This is a genomic window from Streptomyces sp. NPDC043867, from assembly GCF_056435845.1.
In genome coordinates this window covers 149,362-167,739 of record NZ_JBWKDS010000004.1, presented here as the reverse complement: position 1 = coordinate 167,739, position 18,378 = coordinate 149,362, and the positions used below count along the sequence as shown (strand labels likewise).

Genomic DNA, 18,378 nt, shown 5'->3' with positions numbered 1-18,378 from the left:
TGGAGCAGAACGTCAGGTGCGGGCACCGGCCGGGCGGCGGCGCAGCTTGATCGCGCATCCTGTGGCGGCTCCGGCGAGCAGCACCGCCCCCAGGGCAAGCTGTGTGCTCTTGTCGTTGGCCGTCCCGAAACCGGCATCGACGGCTCCGCTGGGGCCGCCGGTGCCGACCACGTACGTGCCTGTGACCTTGACCCGGGGCGGGCACTTCAGAGTGACGGTGTAGGCGCCGGGCTCGGTTCCCCTGGGCACCTCGAATTCGCCGGCCAGCTCGCCCTTGCGGTCGCCGGGGAGGATGTGGAACTTGCCTCCGGCCTCGGACTCGCCCTTCCCATAGGTCTCCGAGCCGCAGGCTGTGGTGCTGACGCGGACGGTAGAGCCTGGGGCGGCGTTTCTGGAGCTGATGTGGATGCCTGGATCACTGTCGGGACCGCTCGCGGCTGCTGCGGCCGGACTCGACAGGGCGACGGCACCGAGAACCAGACCGATGCCGGCGCCTGCACACTTGATACGCATGAAGTTCCTCCGAGAAAGCAGTGGCCGGCCGGAACGCGCGGCACGGTTGTTGTGCTCTTCTCCTGAGAAGACCGACAGACCGTCAGGGCTGCAACACGACATACGGACGGATGGGCCACCCGGCCACACCCGGCGACCGCACTCCTTTGATCATTTCCGCAGGTGAGCGGCCCGCAGGACGAGATTGAAAGATCACACCGCACAGGTGACGGGGGATCAGCGTCCGTCCGTCGGATGATCTTGCAACCACGGCGGGACAACGGTCGCAGTGTGTTCAAGCAGCCAGCGACCCCGAACGCCCCGCTGTCCGGTGACGTCGATGCCCCACGAGCCCAGGGCCTGTCGTTTGGATCAGGCTGGCTGTGACCGACGGTTCGTCCTGACCGGCCCGAGCGGGGTCTGGCGCGTGCAGCTGCAAGGCGGAGGAGGGAGTCGACGCGGAGCGTCGGCGACCGACGACAACGCCGCAGATGTGCGTGCCAGAACCCGCGACGCCGGCATGATCCAAACGACAGGCCCTAAGCCCCGCCGAGAAGGGCCAGCACCGCATGTCCGTCGACCAGGCCTCCTGGGAAGCCGCGATACGCCACCTGTACAGGGACGCGTGCGCCTACATCGCCACCGGCCCGCGCCGCCACGAGGCCTGGACGCTCGACGTCCTCGCGCTGATGGCGCGGGCCGTGCCGGACCCACGGGGCTGGGCGCGTATCGACGACGATGAGAAGGCCCCGGAGCGAGTGGGGAACCCAACGTGGCCCTTCGCCGTCCACCCTCCGGAATACGTCGCGCCGCGCCTCAAGGAGATCGACCGGGACAGTGCCGAAAACCTGCTCCTGGCCCTCACCGAGGGCGGCTGCGCCCTGTCCAACCTCCAGTACTTCGAGGAGTCCCCGGACGAATTGCGAGCAATGGCACGCACGGTCCTCGCGCGCTACGGGAATGAGGCCACCTATCGCACCAATGTCAGCAAGACCGGCAGTGCGCCCGGGACACTCGACTTCACGCTGGAGCGTCTGGGGTACCGCCCGATGAGCGTCTTCACGGAGGACTGCGGCCTCGTCGTCGTCACGGACACCGAGGTCGGCCTGTTCTGGACCTTCAACGACCTCTGATCCCATGCGGGCGCACCCGTGCCCGCCTCGCCGCCGCTCGACGTTTCGCGAGGCTCCCCTGCCTCCAGGGTCGTCAGCGCAGAGGTGACGATCGGGATGTGGAGCCGCGGAGCCGTCTTGATCAGCGCGGTCATCTCCCGATCGCCCTGGACCGCCTCGGAGGACCCCGGAGCCGAATACGAAGACGCGCTGTCGCGGCCGGTGCAGCTTTGCTCGGCGTCATGCGGCTCCACGCCACTCGTCACGGCACCGCCACCCTCCTCACGGTGGCCGGAGCCGAGCCTCGCCCCGTGATGGAGATCGTCGGGCACTCCCAGACCGGCATCACCATGGGCGTGTATGCAGGCACGGTTGTGCCCGCGAGTACGGCTATTGGCCGTGGCTGACCCTCGTGTCTGGCACGGCTGTGGCACGCGAGGACTCGTTGCGTTCCGGCTCCAGACCGGGATGCTCTACGAGAGAACTACAACACTGAGCCTCATCTGTGAGAGAGCCGCCAAATGCCATCAGCGGCGGGGCAATCGGACAGCCCACAGTGAATCCTTCGCGCCGTGGAAGTCAGAGGCGCTTGGTGCCCGCCCCATAGTCCTTTGCCTGAGTTGGCGTCAGAAGTTTCGACACACGGACGAGGACGCCGCCGGCGACGTAGTGGTACTCGGTTGCGGCCGGCATGGACTTGGCGATCGTCTCGATGTAGTGAGCCCGAGACTTCGCCTCCTCCTCGGTCTTGAATACTTCGACGCTGCCGCCGCGCTCAATGGCGTCCTTGTCCAGACCCTCGACGTCCGCGGCAGAGACACGGCTGTCGGAGAAGGCGGCCTTGCTGGTGTAGCCGTCCGGCCGCCCGAGCAGGTGGTTCGGGTCGTTGGCCTCGGTATAGACCTGGACGAGCTTCAACTCCGGGATGGACTTTCCCAGCGCTGTCACGGTCTGTTGTGCGGTCAGTACGTCTGTCTCCTCGGCTGAGGCTACGGCCGCGGAATTTGTTCTCTTCGGCGAAGTGCTCGACGAGGTGTCGCTGGAACCGGTGGAGCTACAGCCGACCAACAGTGCTCCGGCGAACGCGAACCCGACTGCGGTGGTGCGAATGTGCATGATCCCCCCCAAGGATGTGCAGGTGAGGGCACATTACAGCGCTGTGTCGCCCTCTCCTGCCAGGTTTGACAACACCAACCTGAGGGTTGCTCGGGATCCCCGACTGGGTCATCCATCGTGTCCGGTGAGGCACTGGCGGAGGATACGAGGCGCGAACTCGTGAGGGGTCCCCCACACGTTGTCCAACTGCGTTGGTGAGTGCTCGGGTGCGCTGGAGTACGTGCTCATGGACGTCTACACGCACGTCGTGCAGGACACCCAGCGCGAGGCCATGAGCCACCTGGACCGGTTGCTCAGGAAGCGCCCCGGTCGTCAGTGACCGTGCTCGTTGATGTCAGAAGTGGATGTCAAGGGCACCTACGGAGATCCGTAGGTGCCCTTTCCCTTGTGCCCCCGGCAGGATTCGAACCTGCGACACCCGCTTTAGGAGAGCGGTGCTCTATCCCCTGAGCTACGAAGGCGTGCGGATCTCGGTGGAGACCCGGCGACTAGCGTAGCGGATGGTGGCTTGGGGTGAAGTGGCCAGTCGGCGGTGGCGGTGGGCGGGCCGTCGTGGTGGTGGGGGACGGTGCGGGTTCGGTCGGGGCTCGGCGGTGGCGCTGCGTCGAAAAGGCCCTGTTCGTCCGCGTGTTGAGTTGCTTTTGCGGGCGGCGTCGTGGGGGTCCTGGTCGTGAGGGCCTGGATGTCCTCCGGGTGTGCCCCTCGGTGGCGATCAAGTGTGTCGGTTCCCTTGGCCCTCTCTGTGTTTCGGGGGGCTCCTCCCTGCCCTTTTCTGCGGGGGTCCAGTGGAGGCCTATCGATCCTCGAGTGGAGATTGAGCCTCCACTACCTAAACCGCATGGACGGTTTGTTACCCTCTTCGGAGTCTCCAGTGAGAATGGGAGTCCCCGATGGCCAAGCAGGAGCGCGCGGTCCGTACCCGCAACGCGTTGATCGAGTCCGCCGCCCAGCTCTTCGACCAAGAGGGCTTCGAGGTGGTCACCCTGGCTGCCATCAGCGCTCGGGCCGGAGTCAGCAATGGGGCGTTGCACTTTCATTTCGCCAGCAAGGCGGCCCTCGCCGACGCGGTGGGCCGTGCTGCCGCCGAGCGGCTCGAACGGATCACCGGAGTGGGTGAGGGCTCGGGCGGCGGGGGATCCCCCTCGGCGGCGGGGCCGCCCCGGAACGGAACGGTGTCGTCAGCCGGCGGTTCCCTTCAGGTCCTCGTCGACGCCTCCCACGCCCTCATTCACGGGTTGAGCCACGACGTCGTTCTCCGGGCCGGTTTCGCACTGACCGGAGGGGCTGATTCCGGCAGCGTGGGTGATCAGTTGCATCGCCGGTGGCACGAGTACGTCATCGACGTCCTGGGCCGGGCCGACCGCGAGGGCGTGCTCGCTAAGGGTGTGTCCGCGCGCGACGCGGCCTCCACCGTCGTGGCCGCCGTCGTCGGCTTCGAGACGCTCGGGGCGCGGGACGAACGGTGGCTCTCGCGGTCCACCCTCACCCGGTTCTGGGCGCTGCTCCTGCCGCGGCTCGCCGCCGCGGACGCCGTCGGCGCGCTGGTCCCCGCAGGGCGGCACCCCGCGGGCCCGCCCGGGGCACCCGTCGCGTCGGGTGCCCCCGCCGCGTCCGGTCCACCCGGAGCGTCCGGCACCCGGGGTGATCCGGTCGGCCGCTCCTATCGTGCACCCGGCAGCGGACCCGGGCAGCGGAGCAACGGAACAGCGGACCAGCGGAACGGCGGAGCACCGGAACGGTAGAGGTAGGGGGACGCACCCCGAATAATCCACCAACGGTTCAGCGGCGTCGGGGGCCCAGGCTCCCACGCCCCCGGCCCCCCGGCCCCCCGGCCCCCAGGCCCCCAGGCCCCCACGCCCCAGGCGGCCCGCCTCTCACCCGCCAGGCGCCCGCCCCCATCCCCCAGGCACCCGCCCCTCACCCGCCAGGCACCCGCCCCTCACCCCCCAGGCACCCGCCGGAACCTCCCCGCCACCCGCAGATCCGTCTCGATCCGCGTCGCCGCCGCGTGCAGTTCGGGCAGGACCTCCGTCACGCACTGCTCCACCGTACGGCGGCTGCTGTGCATGGCGACGTTCACCGCCGCCACGACCCGGCCGGCGCCGTCCCGCACCGGTACGGCGATGGAGCGCAGGCCCTCTTCCAGTTCCTCGTCGACCAGGGCGTACCCCTCCGCGCGTACCCGGTCCAGGGCCGCTCGCAGCTGCCCGGGGTCGGTGATCGTACGAGGGGTCAGCGGGGCCGGATCCGGCAGCCGCGGGTCCGGGAGGTCCGCCAGCATCACCCGGCCCAGCGAGGTCGCGTACGCCGGCAGCCGGGTGCCGACCGTGACGTGGACGCTCATCACGCGGCGCGTGGCGACCCGCGCCGTGTACTGGATGTCGTCGCCCGCCAGGATCGCCAGCGACGCCGAGTCCTGGAGTTGCTGGGAGAGCGTGGTGAGGTACGGGGTGGCGATCTGGGGGAGGGTCAGCCGGGACAGCGGCGGGAAGCCGAGGCCCAGGACGCGGGGGGTCAGCCCGAAGACGTGGTCGCGGGCGGTGACGTAGCCGAGGTGCTCCAGGGTGATCAGGGCGCGGCGGGCCGTGGCCCGGGGGAGCCCCGTGGCCTGCGCGACCTCGGACAGGGTCAGTTCGGCGCGGCCCTCGTCGAACGCCGTGAACACCGTCAGACCGCGGGCCAGCGACTCGATGAACTCGCGGCCCAGTTCCTGCTTGGACGCGCCCGTCCACCCGGCGAGACCCGAGCGGCCGGCCGGCTCGGCCGGGGGTGTCCGCCGCAGCTCCTCCTCCATCCCCGCCACGGCCGTCCGCAGCCGGGGCAGCAGTGTGTCCCGCAGGTCCGCGGCGGTGTGCCGGCTGGTGTGGCTGACCACGCTGACGACGCAGGCGATGCGGCCGGAACCCGGGTCGCGCACCGGTACCGAGAGGGCGACCAGCCCCTGCTCGATGAGCTGGTCGTCGAGCGCCCAGCCCGTCTCCCGGGCCTCGGCCGTACGCCGCTCGAAGTCGTCCCCGAGGGCAGGGTGGCGCCGAGGCGCGTCGGCGGCACCACCCACCGACGCGGCACCGCCCACCGGCGCGGCACCGCCCACCGGCGCGGCACCGCCCACCGGCGCGGCACCGTCCACCGGCGCGGCACCGTCCACCGGCGCGGCACCGTCCACCGGCGCGGCACCGTCCACCGGCGCGGCACCGTCCACCGGCGCGCCACCACCCACTGACGCGGCACCGTACGACCGGCCCTCCCGCTGCCCCGCCGGATCACCGTCCGGCTGCCCCGCCCCGCCTCCGTGCGGCCGGTCCGCCCCCTCACCGTCCTGCTCGCCGTCCCGCCCGCCCCTCGACTCGTCGTTCTCCCCGGCATCGTCGAACTCGGCATAGTCGATCGGGCGGCTCCTGGCCGGTACCGCCGGGAAGCCCCGGTCCTCCGGGTCGGCGTCGCGGCGGGCGTGCCAGTGCGCCCACTCCGCGGGCCCCCACTCGGTGGCGAACAGCGGCCCCGGCGCGGTGCGCTCCGCCGGGAGCAGGTCGCCGATGCGGAAGCTGAGGGACATCGCGCGCCGGCGAGTGGCCTGGTGGATGAACCGGATGCCGTCGAGGTCGCCGACGGCGAGTGACACCGACTCGTCCAGTTCGTCGGCGAGCGCGTCGGCGTGCGCGGCGAGGAGCCGGGGCAGGCGCAGCGCGGCGAGGTAGGCGTTGCCGAGTTCCATGAGGCGGGGCGCGAGGACGGCGTCACGGCCGTCCAGGCGTACGTACCCCATGCGCGCGAGCGTGGCGGTGATCCGGTCGACGGTGGACCGTGCGAGCCCGGTGGCCCGTTCCAGGCCGCTGAGGCTGGACACCCCGTCGGCATCGGTCAGCCGCCGCAGTACGGCGATGCCGCGCATCAGGGGGGCGACGGCCTCGTCGGGTACGGGGGTGTCGAGTGCCGGCGAGACGTTCGATGGCATGGGGCTCTCCGTAACGGATCTCGGATGAGACACCGTAATGCGTGACCGCCCGCCCCAGCAGATCCGGACACCCGACCGGCCCAGCAGGTCAAGGGCACCGGACCCTCCGATGTCGTCACCGGCGTGTCACATAGACCCGGTAGTTCCCCGCCAGGTCCGCCCCGGCGACCGTGACGCGGACGCCCGTCTTCGGGTCCTGGAAGGACTCGCCGGGCGTGAAGGGCGCGTCGGAGAGTTCGGCGTGGACATTGGGGCTGCGGGTGCAGCCGCCGCTGTCGCGCTGGGAGTCCAGGACGTTGACGGGTCCGTTGCCGGTGTCCACGTCGGCGTCGACCTTGTAGATGAGGATGCCGGGGCGGCAGACGGTGTCGTCGTTGCCCGCGCGGGTGCGCAGTTCCAACGCGTACCCGGTCTTCGTGCCGAGGGGGACGAAGACGAGCTTGGTGCCGTCGGGCTTGGCGAGCGGCGTCAGCAGGTACTCGCTGGTGCCGGGTGTGGCGGCGCAGCGGACCTGGGACTCGTCGAGCCATCCGAGCTTCCACTTGTGCCAGCCGAGCAGGTCGTTGTCGGCGCCCCAGTCCTCGCTCATGATGTCCCAGTGGCCGACCGCGCCGCCGCCGTCCTGGGTGTAGAGGTCGGGCAGGCCGAACGTGTGGCCGTTCTCGTGCGGCAGGACGCGGTAGCCGGTGTCGCCGTAGGAGCCGGAGCCGTCGTCCTGGCGGCTGTAGACGAAGGACGCGTTGGCGACCGGGACGCCGTCGGCGACGGGGGCCTCCGCGTTGCCCGCGAAGGTCACCGACAGGACGGTGTCCAGGGCGGAGGGGCCCGCGTTCGGGGTGACCAGCACGTTCAGGATGTCGTACGAGCGGAAGTCCACCTTGGGGTCGGCGGCGGCCACGATGTCCTGGACCAGGCCGCGGTAGCCGGGCTCGAAGGGGGCGCCGCGTTCTATGCCGTACTCCTTGAAGGATCTCGGCATCCGCAGCCAGTCCCGGAGGGGGGCTTCCGGGCGGTAGTCGAGGCGGCCGTACGAACTCGTGCGGAACCAGTCGCGGGTCTTGGGGAAGAACTCCGCCAGGCGGTCGAGCGCGTTGCCCTGGCCGGGCGCGTCGGAGAAGTCGACCATCAGGTTGAGGGCCCGCACGGTGCCGGTGGAGCGGGCGTAGCCGGGCGGGGTGGGTATGCCTTCCGACATCTGGACGCCGACGGCGCCGCTGATCATGCAGGGACCGAGCGCCGTGGAGCGGGCCAGCGCGATGGAGCCCGACGCCGTCGGGCCCGCCGTTCGGTGCCCGGTGCCGGCGGAGGTGCTGACCGCCAGCGTGAGGACGGTCACCGACGCGAAGGCGGCCGCACGGCGCGGGCGTATCCGACGGCTGGTCGGCTGCATGCATCGGCCCTTCGCTCCCCGGCAGCCGCCGGTCTCCGGCTGCACCCTTGCCCTCACCCTCGGACGGGGGGTGCGGGGGCGCTCGCTGGAAGAGACCGAACGTGGGTTTCCCGCCCCAGGATGATGTGACGCAGGTCACATGCGGTCGGGGAAATAACCGGGGATCCTTTCCCCGTTTAGCCCTGTGTCCGACCGAAACGGGGAAAGGGCCCCCGGATCTACCTCGGACCGGCCCGGCCGCGACGGAACCCGCCGCGACGGACCGCCCGGACCGCGACGGAACCCCGCCGCACCGGACCGCAGGACCGCAGTACCGCAGACCCACCGGACCGCGACGGAATCCGCCGCACCGGGACCGCAGGACCACCGGACCGCGACGGATCTTCGCCGCACCGGACCGCAGGACCGCAGAACCACCGGACCGCGACGGAATGCCGCCGCACCGGGTACCCGCACCGTGACGGCGCCCCGTCGCGACGGACCGCACGGCCTCCGGAGCTTTTCCGGAAGCAGGAACGTACGCCCCGAAGTTGTTTCGGACCGCACCACTCCCGGAACCCGCTTCGGACCGCGGCCTCCGGAACCCGTCCGGAGTATCCGACCGCATCCGACCCACCGAAGGAGTACGCCGTGGAGACCGCCACCCCCACGCAGCGCCGAGCGTCCCGGCCGCGCGCCGATGCCCTGCGCAACAGGGAGCGGATCGTCGGCGCGGCCCGCGAGATGTTCGTCGAGTTCGGCCCGGACGTGCCGTTCGACGAGATCGCCCGCCGGGCCGGCGTCGGCAACGCCACGGTGTACCGCAACTTCCCCGACCGCGACGCACTCGTGCGGGAGGTCGTCTGCTCGGTCATGGACCGCACGTCGGAACAGATCGAGCGGGCCCTCGCCGAGGGCGGTGACGCGTTCGAGGCACTGAGCCGCTTCGTGCACGCCGCCGCCGACGAGCGCATCGGCGCCCTGTGCCCGATGCTCTCCGCAGGCTTCGACCAGGACCACCCGGACCTCCTCGCCGCCCGGGACCGCTTCACGGAACTGGTCGAGCTGCTCATGGAGCGCGCCCGCGCTGCCGGCCGGCTGCGCCCGGACGTCGAGTTCGGCGACCTGATGATCGCCCTGACCCAGCTCACCCGGCCGTTGCCCGGCACCGCGTGCCAGGGGATCGACCGGTTCGTGCACCGCCATCTGCAGCTGTTCCTGGACGGTATGCGGGCCCCGGCCCGTTCCGTACTGCCCGGGGTGGCCGCGACCGTGGAGGACCTGCGACGAGCCTGACCGATGAGTCCGGCGCCCGGCGCCGGTCCCTACCCGTACGAGTCTTCCGGCCGGTCACCGACGACGTGCCGACTCTCCTGATCACGCCCAGGCCGTCACCGTCGACGACCTGTCTCCTTTCCTCCGACTTCTGATCCTTTTTCCGCTGCGAAGTACCGAAATGGGTACCCCCATGTCTGAAACAGTCCGGGCCACCGCCAAGGCGGATCTGGCCGACGCTCATTCCAACCGCTGGAAGGCGCTCAGCTTCATCGCGCTCGCCCAGCTGATGGTCGTCCTCGACGCGACCATCGTGAACATCGCGCTGCCCTCCGCCCAGCAGGACCTGGGGATATCGGACGGCAACCGGCAGTGGGTCATCACGGCCTACGCGCTGGCCTTCGGCGGTCTGCTGCTCTTCGGCGGCCGCATCGCCGACCTGTGGGGGCGCAAGCGCACCTTCGTCGCCGGCCTGATCGGCTTCGCCGGCGCGTCCGCCCTCGGCGGCGCCGCCACGAACGAGGCGATGATGCTCGGCGCCCGCGCCCTGCAGGGTGCGTTCGGCGCACTGCTCGCGCCCGCCGCGCTCTCCCTGCTCGCGGTGATGTTCACCGAGCCCAAGGAGCGCGCCAAGGCGTTCGGAATCTACGGTGCGATCGCCGGCGGCGGCGGCGCCGTGGGTTTCATCCTCGGCGGTGTCCTCACCGAGTACCTGGACTGGCGCTGGACGTTCTTCGTGAACATCCCGTTCGCGATCATCGCCGCCGCGGGCGCGTACTACGTCATCCGTGAGCCGGCCGGCGGCCGCAACCGCTCGCCGCTCGACATCCCGGGCGTCATCCTCTCCGTCCTCGGTCTGGTCACGCTCGTCTACGCCTTCACCCGCGCCGAGTCCGACGGCTGGGGCGACTCCGTGACCGTCGGCCTGTTCGTGGCCTCGGTGGTGCTGCTCGCCGCGTTCGTCGTCACCGAGTCCAGGGTCAAGGCCCCGCTGCTGCCGCTGCGCGTCATCACGGAGCGCAACCGCGGAGGCGTCTACCTCTCGCTCGGTCTCGCGATCATCGCGATGTTCGGCCTGTTCCTCTTCCTGACGTACTACCTGCAGATCGTGAAGGGCTACTCGCCGGTCAGGACCGGCTTCGCCTTCCTGCCGATGATCGGCGGCATGATGGTGGGCTCCACGCAGATCGGCACCCGCCTGATGACCCGGGTCGCGCCGCGCCTGCTGATGGGCCCCGGCTTCCTGGTCGCCGCGCTCGGCATGCTGCTGCTGACCCGGCTCGAGATCGGCTCCTCCTACGCCAGCACGATCCTGCCGGCGATGGTGCTGCTCGGCCTCGGCATGGGTACGGCGTTCATGCCCGCCATGTCGCTGTCCACGCACGGTGTCGAGCCGCGTGACGCCGGTGTCGCGTCCGCGATGGTCAACACCTCGCAGCAGGTGGGCGGCGCGATCGGTACGGCCCTGCTGAACACGATCGCCGCCTCCGCGACGACCACGTACATCAAGGACCACCTCGCGGGTGCCACCACGCAGTCCCAGCAGCAGCTGGTCCGGCTCCAGGGCCAGGTGCACGGCTACACCAGCGCGATCTGGTTCGCCGTCGGCATCCTCGTGGTCGCCGCGGCGGTGGCCGTCACCTTCATCACCACCGGCCGCCCCGACACCACGGCGTTGTCCGGCGACGGAACGGGCGAGGGCGTCGAGGACGAGCTCAAGGTCCCGGTCATCGCCCACTGACACCCCGTACCCCCGGGAGCCCAGACGCCCGGGGGACCGACGGTGCCTCGCGTGCGGGCGGGGGGTGGGGACGCCTCGCCCGTACGAGTCCCAGGGTCCGCCCCGGTTCCGAGCTCAGCGGAACCGGGGCGGACCCGCGTCCGGAACCGTGGAGCGGACTCGCGTCCGGGAAACCGTAACCCGGGGGGCGGACGCGGACCGGTGCCCTACCGCAGCCAGGGCAGGTCCGCGCCCGCGTCCTGCGGTTGCAGCCCCTCGGCGAGGATCCGCATGATCTCGCCGAGGGACTTCTGCTGCTCCGGGGTGAGCCGGTCGAAGAGGGCCTGGCGGACGGCGGCGACATGGCCGGGGGCCGTGCGCCGCAGCACCTCGCGGCCCTCGTCCGTCAGCACCGCGAACTGTCCCCGCTTGTCGGAGGGACAGTCCTCGCGCCGCACCCAGCCGCTCTTCTCCAGCCGCGCGACGGCGTGCGAGAGACGGGAGCGGGTGATCTTCGCGTTCCTGGCCAGCTCGGTCATCCGAAGCTGTCCGCGCGGGGCCTCCGCGAGCTGCACGAGCAGGCCGTAGTAGATGTGAGGCATGCCCGCGTCACGCTGCAACTGACGGTCGAGATGGTCCTCGAGCAGGGTCGTGGCGTGCATGTAGGCGCGCCATATGCGCTGTTCCTCGTCGCTGAGCCAGCGTGGCTCTTCAGCGGGTGCCGTGTTCATGTACTCCACTGTACGAGCACGCTTCTTGAAACTTAAACAAGTGGGCAGTACGCTCGGAGTAGAGCTTTAGAGTTCAAGTATCCGGGATGCAGGCAGCCGCGTGCACGGGTCATCGGTATCCGAGTTCGAGGGTCGTCAGTGAGGGAGCCGCCGTCATGTCCGCCACCGCCGAGGAGCGCGTCACGCGTGAGCGCATGCCCGCCCTCTACCTGAGCCACGGCGCACCGCCGCTCGCCGACGACCCCGTCTGGCCCGGCCAGCTCGCCGCCTGGTCCGCGGGACTGCCGCGCCCGAAGGCGATCCTGATGGTCTCCGCCCACTGGGAGGAGGCCCCGCTCGCCCTCGGTGCGGTGGAGACGGTACCGCTGGTCCACGACTTCTGGGGCTTCCCCGAGCACTACTACCGGGTGCGGTACGCGGCCCCGGGCGCCCCCCAGCTCGCCGAGTCCGTGCGCAAGCTGCTGCGCGCCCCCGGCATGCCGGTCCAGGACATCCCCGACCGCGGCCTGGACCACGGCGCGTACGTGCCGCTGGTGGAGATGTTCCCCGGCGCCGACATCCCGGTGCTCCAGATCTCCATGCCGACGCTTGACCCGGTCGTGCTGCTGGAGGTCGGCCGCAAGCTGGCGCCGCTGCGCGACGAGGGCGTGCTGATCGTGGGCTCCGGGTTCTTCACGCACAACCTGCGGGCGCTCAGTCCGCAGGGCCGGGTGTCCTCGGTGATGACCGAGTTCGACGACTGGGGACGCCGTGCCCTCGACGCGCAGGACCTGGACGCCCTGCTCGACTTCGAGAACAAGGCCCCGGCGGGCCGGCTGGCGCACCCCCGCACCGAGCACTTCGCACCTCTGTTCGTCACCCTGGGCGCGGCCCACGAGGAGCTGGACTCGCAGCGCACGGTGATCGACGGTTTCTGGCTGGGACTCGCCAAGCGGTCGGTGCAGATCGGCTGACCGGCGCGAAGATCGGCTGGCCGAGGCGAAGATCGGCTGGCCGGGGCCCAGATCGGCTGACCGGGGGGCGGGGCGCCGGAACGGCCGGTCCGGCTCGGAGTCAGAGCTCCTTCTCGTACCAGGCCACGTCCCAGTAGCGGCCGAACTTGCGGCCCACCTCCCGGTACGTGCCGACGTGCCGGAACCCGAAGCGTTCGTGCAGCCGCACGGACGCTTCGTTGGGCTGGGCGACGCCCGCGAACGCGCGGTGTACATCCTCGCCGGCGAGGGACTCGAACAGCGTCTGGTAGAGAAGAGTGCCGATACCGCGGCCGCCCACGCCGGGGGCGAGGTAGACGGTCACCTCCACCGACGTGGCGTACGCGGGCTTGGGGCGGAAGGGGCTGGACGTGGCGTATCCCAGAATCCGCTGTGAGTCGGCGGCTGTGGCAACCATCAGGCGGTGCGGGCCGTCTACCGGGTGGGAGAGCAGCCAGGGGCGGCGCTCCTCCGCAGTGAACGGGACGGTGTCGAAGGTGATCGGGGTTTCGCGTACGTAGTGGTTGTAGAGGTCCGTGAGGGCTTCGAGGTCCCGCTCGACCCCTGGCCTGACCTGCACGTCTGCGTGTTCCGACCCCATCCGGCCTCCCCCTGTGGCGGCACAGGGTACTGCATGATCACGAAAATCCAGGGGCCGCTTGGGAATTCTGTCCGGATTCCAGTCGTTGTTTCCATCGGATGCAGGGCACCCGGGAGGGTGAATCGAGTGTCCAGGACGACCGCCAGCCCACCACCGCAAGGGAGCACGCATGGCAACCCGTGCCGTCGCCCGTCGTAAGTCCGCCACCGGCGAGACCGACGCGGCAAGCAGTGTGCGCGCCGTAGGCGGCGAGATCGCCGATCGCGACCTGGTCGGCATGTATCTCGACGAGATCGCGCGCACGCCTCTGCTCGACGCCGCCAAGGAAGTCGAGCTGTCCCAGGTCATCGAGGCGGGCGTGTTCGCACAGCAGATCCTCCAGGGAGAGGTCGACGACGCCGGTGCGGACGCGACCCGTGAGGAGTTGGAGGCGCTGGTCGCCGACGCCGAGCGGGCCAAGGACGTCTTCATCCGCTCGAATCTGCGGCTGGTCGTCGCCGTGGCCCGCCGCTATCCGCGCAGCGGCCTCCCCCTGCTCGACCTGATCCAGGAGGGCAACGCGGGCCTGGTCCGCGCCGTCGAGAAGTTCGACTACCGCAAGGGCTTCAAGTTCTCGACGTACGCCACCTGGTGGATCCGCCAGGCGATCACGCGCTCGATCGCGGACCAGTCGCGCACGATCCGGCTGCCGGTCCACCTGGTCGAGGAGCTGGGCCGCATCCGCCGCGTGCAGCGCGAGTTCAACCGCGAGCACGGCCGCGACCCGGAGCCCACCGAGATCGCCGCCGAGCTTGGTTCGAACCCGGAGCGCGTCATCGACGTCCTCGACTGGGCCCGCGACCCGGTCTCGCTGAACATGGCGGTGGACGACGCGGGCGAGACCCAGTTCGGCGACCTGCTCGAGGACACCTCGGCGGTCTCGCCGGAGCAGTCCGTCCTCACCCTGCTGCGCAGCGAGGAGCTGGACGACCTGATCGGCCGTCTCGACCAGCGCACGGCCTCCATCATCAAGATGCGCTACGGCATCGAGGACGGCCGGGAGCGCACGCTCACCGAGGTCGGCAAGGAGCACGGCCTGACCCGCGAGCGGATCAGGCAGATCGAGAAGCACGCCCTGATGGAGCTGAAGAAGCTGGCGCGTGACACCGGTTTCGACGCAGCCGCGTGACGGCGCACACCCGTCCGGCGTACATGGCCTGGTAAGGCCGCTTCAAAAGGCCGAAGGCGGGGCACAAGACCTCAGGGCCCGGACATCGGGCCCGGGTCTCGCGGCCCGGGTCTCCCGGGGCCCGAGCCGCGGAGCGTATGGCCCGGCGGTTCGTCCACCACCCACAAGCCGAGTCCCGACGCACTCCCCCCCGGCGCCGGGACTCGCCCGGGCCGAGCTCCGGCGCCTCCCCCCCCTGGCGCCGGGGCTCGGCTCTCTTGTGCGGTCAGGGTGCGGCGAGGGTGACCGCTCCGGCCACGGGGTCAGGGTGCGGCGAGGGTGTCGCCCTGGGCGCCGCCCGCCGCGCGCGTCAGGCGTCCGCCCAGGTCCCGCAGGTATCCGACCAGCTCCGCCGGTTCCCGCACCGTGAACTCGCAGTCGACCATCGCGAGCCGCACCGCCAGCCACTCCACGGAGTCGCCGGCGCGGGCGCGCAGCCGGCAGCTGCGGTCGTCGATCGGCTCGGGCGCGCCCAGCCAGGCCGGCAGCCGCGCGGCGACGAACTCGGCGGGCGCGGCGAAGGTCACCTCGAACGCGTACGTCTCCTGCCGCCGGTACATGGACTGCCGCAGGTACTCCGCCGCGCTCCCCGTCGGCAGCTCGCGCGGGGTGAACCGCGCCCCCGTCGCGAGAGGCTCGGCGACCCGGTCGACGCGGAAGGTGCGCCAGTCCTCGCGGTCGAGGTCGTAGGCGACGAGATACCAGCGGCGCCCGGTCGAGACGAGCCGGTACGGCTCGGTCAGGCGCCGTGAGGGAGTCCCGTCCCCGGAGCGGTACGCGAACCGCAGCCGCTCGCGGCCCGCCACCGTCGAGGCCATCACGGTCAGCGTCTCGGGCGCGATGGTGGCGCCGTCCCCGCTGGTCAGCGGCATGGTGGCCGTCTGGAGGACGGACACGCGGTGCCGCAGCCGCGACGGCAGCACCTGTTCCAGCTTGGCCAGGGCGCGTACGGAGGCCTCCTCCACGCCCTCGACGGCGTGCCCGGCGCCGGCCCGCAGACCCACCGCGATGGCGACGGCCTCCTCGTCGTCGAGCACGAGGGGCGGCATCGCCTTCCCCGCGACCAGCCGGTACCCGCCGTCGGCTCCCTTGCTCGCCTGCACGGGATAGCCCAGCTCGCGGAGCCGGTCGATGTCGCGGCGGACGGTACGACGGGACACCCCGAGCCGGTCGGACAGTTCGCCGCCCGGCCACTCACGCGGCGTCTGGAGGAGCGAGAGGAGCTGGAGGAGCCGCGCCGGGGTGTCGGTCGTCATGGTGTCTCCTCGGTCCGGGTCGTCATGTCCTCCAGACTGGCGCAGATCTAGGACACGATCTGACCTAGTGGGGTCATAGCTTTGTCGCATGACCTCCACCGAGACCCCTCTCAGCAGTCCGGCTCCCGGAGCCGACCGGCGGCGCTGGTTCGCCCTCGCGATCGTGATGACCGCGGCCTTCATGGACCTGGTCGACGTGACGATCGTCAACATCGCGATCCCGTCGATCCAGCGGGACGAGGGCGCGACGTTCAGCCAGATCCAGTGGATCACCGCGGGCTACGCGCTGGCCTTCGCCGCGGGGCTCATCACCGGGGGGCGGCTCGGTGACATCCACGGGCGCAAGCGGATCTTCCTCCTCGGCGTCGGCGGCTTCACGCTGGCCTCCGCGCTGTGCGGCTTCGCCGCGAACCCGGAGATGCTCGTCGCCTCGCGGATCCTGCAGGGCGCGATGGCCGCGCTGATGGTGCCGCAGGTGCTGTCGATCGTCCATGCGACCTTCCCGGCGCACGAGCGGGGCAAGGTGTTCGGGCTCTTCGGTGCGGTCGTGGGCCTGGGCGCCGTGTCCGGTCCGATTCTCGGCGCGCTGCTCACGGAGTGGAACCTGTTCGGTCTGGAGTGGCGGCCGATCTTCCTCATCAACCTGCCGGTGGGCGTGGCCGGGCTGATCCTGGGCCGCAAGTTCATCACCGAGTCCAAGGCCCCGCGGGCGCTGCGGCTCGACCTGGTCGGCGTGGCCCTGGTCACGCTGGGCCTGCTGATGCTCCTCTACCCGCTCACCCGGGGCCGCGAGCTGGGCTGGCCGCTGTGGGGCTACGTCTCGATGGCGGGCGCGTTCGGTGTCTTCGCGGCGCTGGTGGCGTACGAGAGGCGCAAGGCGCAGCGGGACGGTTCGCCGCTGGTCGAGCTGTCGCTGTTCAAGGTGAAGAGCTTCGCCGCGGGCATCGCCGTGCAGACCGTCTTCGGGGTGGCCCTCGGCATCTTCTTCCTGGTGTGGACGCTGTACATGCAGGTCGGGCTGGGCTGGAGCGCGCTGCGGGCGGGTCTGACCGGGGTGCCGTTCTCCATCGCGGTGTCGGCGGCGGCCGGGATGTCGGTGCAGCTGCTGGTCCCGCGCTTCGGACGCAAGGTGCTCCAGGGCGGCGCGCTGATCATGGGGCTCGGCGTGCTGCTCTACATCTGGGAGTCCGAACGGTACGGCGCCTCCATCGCCTCCTGGCAGATGGCGCTGCCGCTGGTGGTGATGGGTGCGGGGATGGGCTTCATCGTGGCCCCGCTGACGGACGCGGTGCTGTCGGAGGTCCCGCGCGAGCACGCAGGGTCGGCGTCCGGGCTCATCAACACCGTGCAGCAGATGGGCAACGCGCTCGGTCTCGGGCTGGTGTCCGTGGTCTTCTTCGGCACGATGAGCGACCGGCTGGCCCCGGCGGAGGTGGGGCCGGCGTTCGTGAACGGCTTCCAGCACGCGCTGGTCTGGGTCGCCGCGGTGATGGGCGCCATCTTCCTGCTGATGTTCGCCCTGCCCAAGCGGCCCGCGCAGCATGTGGAGGGGGCTGCCGATACGGCCGGCGCGGCCTGGACGGAGCAGGAGCCGGTGCTCGTTCCGTGAGCCACGGATGAACGGAGAAGGGGCCCGGCACCTCAGGTGCCGGGCCCCTTCTCGTGCCCGGACCCGCGCAGGCCCACACCGCCGCGAGTCCGTTCATGCCCGAATGAAGCCCGAACCTGTTTACATTCTCGGAAACCGGTCGTAGCCTCCCCTCAGGAACAACAAGTTCGGGCATCAGGCGGAGGCGAACGGACATGTATGCACCGGAGCGGCAGCAGGAGATCCTCCGGCTCGCCCGTGACGGCGGCCGGGTCGACGTCCCGTCGCTGGCCGAGGAGTTCCAGGTCACCGCGGAGACCATCCGCCGGGACCTCAAGGCCCTCGACCGCGCGGGACTGCTGCGCCGGGTGCACGGCGGCGCGATCCCGGCGGGCCGCCTCGACTTCGAGCCCGACCTCGCCGAACGCGAGTCCACCGCCGCCGACGAGAAGGACCGCATCGCCCGCGCGGCGCTGGCCGAACTGCCGGGCGAGGGCACGATGATCCTCGACGCGGGCAGCACGGTCGCCCGGCTCGCCGGCAGCCTCCCGCTGGAGTCGACGCTCACCGCCGTCACGCACAGCCTGCCGATCGCGGCCCGCCTCGCGGACCACCCCGGCATCCAGCTCCACCTCGTCGGAGGCCGCGTGCGGCACCGGACCCGTGCCGCCGTCGACGCCTGGGCGCTGCGGGCGTACGGCGAGATCCGCGCCGACGTCGTGTTCATCGCGGCCAACGGCTTCTCGCCCGAGCACGGACTCACCACTCCCGACCTCGCCGAGGCCGCCGTCAAGCGCGCGGCCGTCCGCGCCGCGCGCCGGGTGGTGCTGCTCGCCGACTCCTCCAAGCACGGCCAGGAGCACTTCGCGCGCTTCGGTGACCTCGGCGACGTGGACCTGCTGATCACCGACAGCGGGCTGAGCCCGGAAGACGTCGTCGCCATCGAGCGCGGCGGCACCGAAGTGCAGTGTGTCTAGAAGCGAGC

The 18,378-nt window shown here is 71.0% G+C and carries 16 protein-coding genes, 1 tRNA gene and 1 pseudogene; 10 read left to right on the top strand and 8 right to left on the bottom strand.

The features are described 5' to 3' along the window. Nucleotides 1-12: 12 nt before the first annotated feature. Nucleotides 13-513 carry a sortase gene (locus tag AC069T_RS05820; protein ID WP_478781528.1) on the bottom strand — a complete coding sequence of 167 codons (501 nt, stop codon included), beginning with the start codon at nucleotides 511-513 and terminating at the stop codon, nucleotides 13-15. A gap of 548 nt (nucleotides 514-1,061) precedes the next feature. On the opposite strand from AC069T_RS05820, the gene AC069T_RS05815 reads away from it, so the two are divergent. Together AC069T_RS05815 and AC069T_RS05810 are read left to right on the top strand one after the other, a co-directional pair. Then, a complete protein-coding gene (locus tag AC069T_RS05815; RefSeq protein WP_478781527.1) occupies nucleotides 1,062-1,625 on the top strand; it encodes a hypothetical protein in 564 nt (187 codons plus the stop codon). Between the two features lie 221 nt (nucleotides 1,626-1,846). Further along, nucleotides 1,847-2,011, top strand: a complete 165-nt coding sequence (locus AC069T_RS05810) for a hypothetical protein (RefSeq protein WP_478781526.1) — start codon at nucleotides 1,847-1,849, stop codon at nucleotides 2,009-2,011. A gap of 172 nt (nucleotides 2,012-2,183) precedes the next feature. Here the strand turns inward: AC069T_RS05810 and AC069T_RS05805 are convergent, their stop codons facing one another. Further along, the gene (locus AC069T_RS05805) at nucleotides 2,184-2,720 is read right to left on the bottom strand and encodes a hypothetical protein (RefSeq protein WP_478781525.1); all 537 of its coding nucleotides are present in this window, start codon (nucleotides 2,718-2,720) and stop codon (nucleotides 2,184-2,186) included. A gap of 220 nt (nucleotides 2,721-2,940) precedes the next feature. On the opposite strand from AC069T_RS05805, the pseudogene AC069T_RS05800 reads away from it, so the two are divergent. Further along, nucleotides 2,941-3,039 (top strand): annotated as a pseudogene (locus AC069T_RS05800) (integrase); the annotation flags it as partial. Between the two features lie 69 nt (nucleotides 3,040-3,108). Here the strand turns inward: AC069T_RS05800 and AC069T_RS05795 are convergent. Next, a tRNA-Arg gene (locus AC069T_RS05795) sits at nucleotides 3,109-3,181 on the bottom strand. Nucleotides 3,182-3,610: 429 nt separating this feature from the next. On the opposite strand from AC069T_RS05795, the gene AC069T_RS05790 reads away from it, so the two are divergent. Beyond that, on the top strand, nucleotides 3,611-4,462 hold the full coding sequence (locus tag AC069T_RS05790; protein WP_478781524.1) for a TetR family transcriptional regulator: 852 nt from the start codon (nucleotides 3,611-3,613) through the stop codon (nucleotides 4,460-4,462). Nucleotides 4,463-4,659: 197 nt separating this feature from the next. Here AC069T_RS05790 and AC069T_RS05785 read toward each other — a convergent pair whose 3' ends face one another. Both AC069T_RS05785 and AC069T_RS05780 read right to left on the bottom strand, forming a co-directional pair. After that, entirely contained in the window at nucleotides 4,660-6,675 is a 2,016-nt protein-coding gene (locus tag AC069T_RS05785) for an IclR family transcriptional regulator domain-containing protein (RefSeq protein WP_478781523.1), read from the bottom strand. Nucleotides 6,676-6,790: 115 nt separating this feature from the next. Next, nucleotides 6,791-8,065 (bottom strand): M6 family metalloprotease domain-containing protein, encoded by a 1,275-nt coding sequence (locus tag AC069T_RS05780; RefSeq protein ID WP_478781522.1) that lies wholly within the window; start codon nucleotides 8,063-8,065, stop codon nucleotides 6,791-6,793. Between the two features lie 630 nt (nucleotides 8,066-8,695). Between AC069T_RS05780 and AC069T_RS05775 the strand changes: the two genes are divergently transcribed. Continuing rightward, nucleotides 8,696-9,340 carry a TetR/AcrR family transcriptional regulator gene (locus AC069T_RS05775; protein WP_478781521.1) on the top strand — a complete coding sequence of 215 codons (645 nt, stop codon included), beginning with the start codon at nucleotides 8,696-8,698 and terminating at the stop codon, nucleotides 9,338-9,340. A 172-nt stretch (nucleotides 9,341-9,512) separates the two neighbouring features. Next, entirely contained in the window at nucleotides 9,513-11,060 is a 1,548-nt protein-coding gene (locus AC069T_RS05770) for an MFS transporter (protein WP_478781520.1), read from the top strand. 206 nt (nucleotides 11,061-11,266) lie between these two features. On the opposite strand, the gene AC069T_RS05765 is transcribed toward AC069T_RS05770, so the two are convergent. After that, on the bottom strand, nucleotides 11,267-11,770 hold the full coding sequence (locus AC069T_RS05765) for a MarR family winged helix-turn-helix transcriptional regulator (RefSeq protein ID WP_478781519.1): 504 nt from the start codon (nucleotides 11,768-11,770) through the stop codon (nucleotides 11,267-11,269). Between the two features lie 155 nt (nucleotides 11,771-11,925). On the opposite strand from AC069T_RS05765, the gene AC069T_RS05760 reads away from it, so the two are divergent. Continuing rightward, the gene (locus tag AC069T_RS05760; RefSeq protein ID WP_478781518.1) at nucleotides 11,926-12,723 is read left to right on the top strand and encodes a dioxygenase family protein; all 798 of its coding nucleotides are present in this window, start codon (nucleotides 11,926-11,928) and stop codon (nucleotides 12,721-12,723) included. Nucleotides 12,724-12,823: 100 nt separating this feature from the next. Here AC069T_RS05760 and AC069T_RS05755 read toward each other — a convergent pair whose 3' ends face one another. Continuing rightward, entirely contained in the window at nucleotides 12,824-13,342 is a 519-nt protein-coding gene (locus AC069T_RS05755; RefSeq protein WP_478781517.1) for an N-acetyltransferase family protein, read from the bottom strand. Between the two features lie 169 nt (nucleotides 13,343-13,511). On the opposite strand from AC069T_RS05755, the gene AC069T_RS05750 reads away from it, so the two are divergent. Continuing rightward, nucleotides 13,512-14,510 (top strand): sigma-70 family RNA polymerase sigma factor, encoded by a 999-nt coding sequence (locus AC069T_RS05750; RefSeq protein WP_478781516.1) that lies wholly within the window; start codon nucleotides 13,512-13,514, stop codon nucleotides 14,508-14,510. Nucleotides 14,511-14,812: 302 nt separating this feature from the next. Here the strand turns inward: AC069T_RS05750 and AC069T_RS05745 are convergent, their stop codons facing one another. After that, nucleotides 14,813-15,805, bottom strand: coding sequence for a helix-turn-helix transcriptional regulator (locus tag AC069T_RS05745; protein WP_478781515.1), 993 nt, complete (start codon nucleotides 15,803-15,805; stop codon nucleotides 14,813-14,815). An 88-nt stretch (nucleotides 15,806-15,893) separates the two neighbouring features. Here AC069T_RS05745 and AC069T_RS05740 point away from each other — a divergent pair, with 88 nt between their 5' ends. Further along, on the top strand, nucleotides 15,894-17,414 hold the full coding sequence (locus AC069T_RS05740) for an MFS transporter (RefSeq protein ID WP_478781514.1): 1,521 nt from the start codon (nucleotides 15,894-15,896) through the stop codon (nucleotides 17,412-17,414). Nucleotides 17,415-17,608: 194 nt separating this feature from the next. Further along, entirely contained in the window at nucleotides 17,609-18,370 is a 762-nt protein-coding gene (locus AC069T_RS05735; protein ID WP_478781513.1) for a DeoR/GlpR family DNA-binding transcription regulator, read from the top strand. Nucleotides 18,371-18,378: the final 8 nt, after the last annotated feature.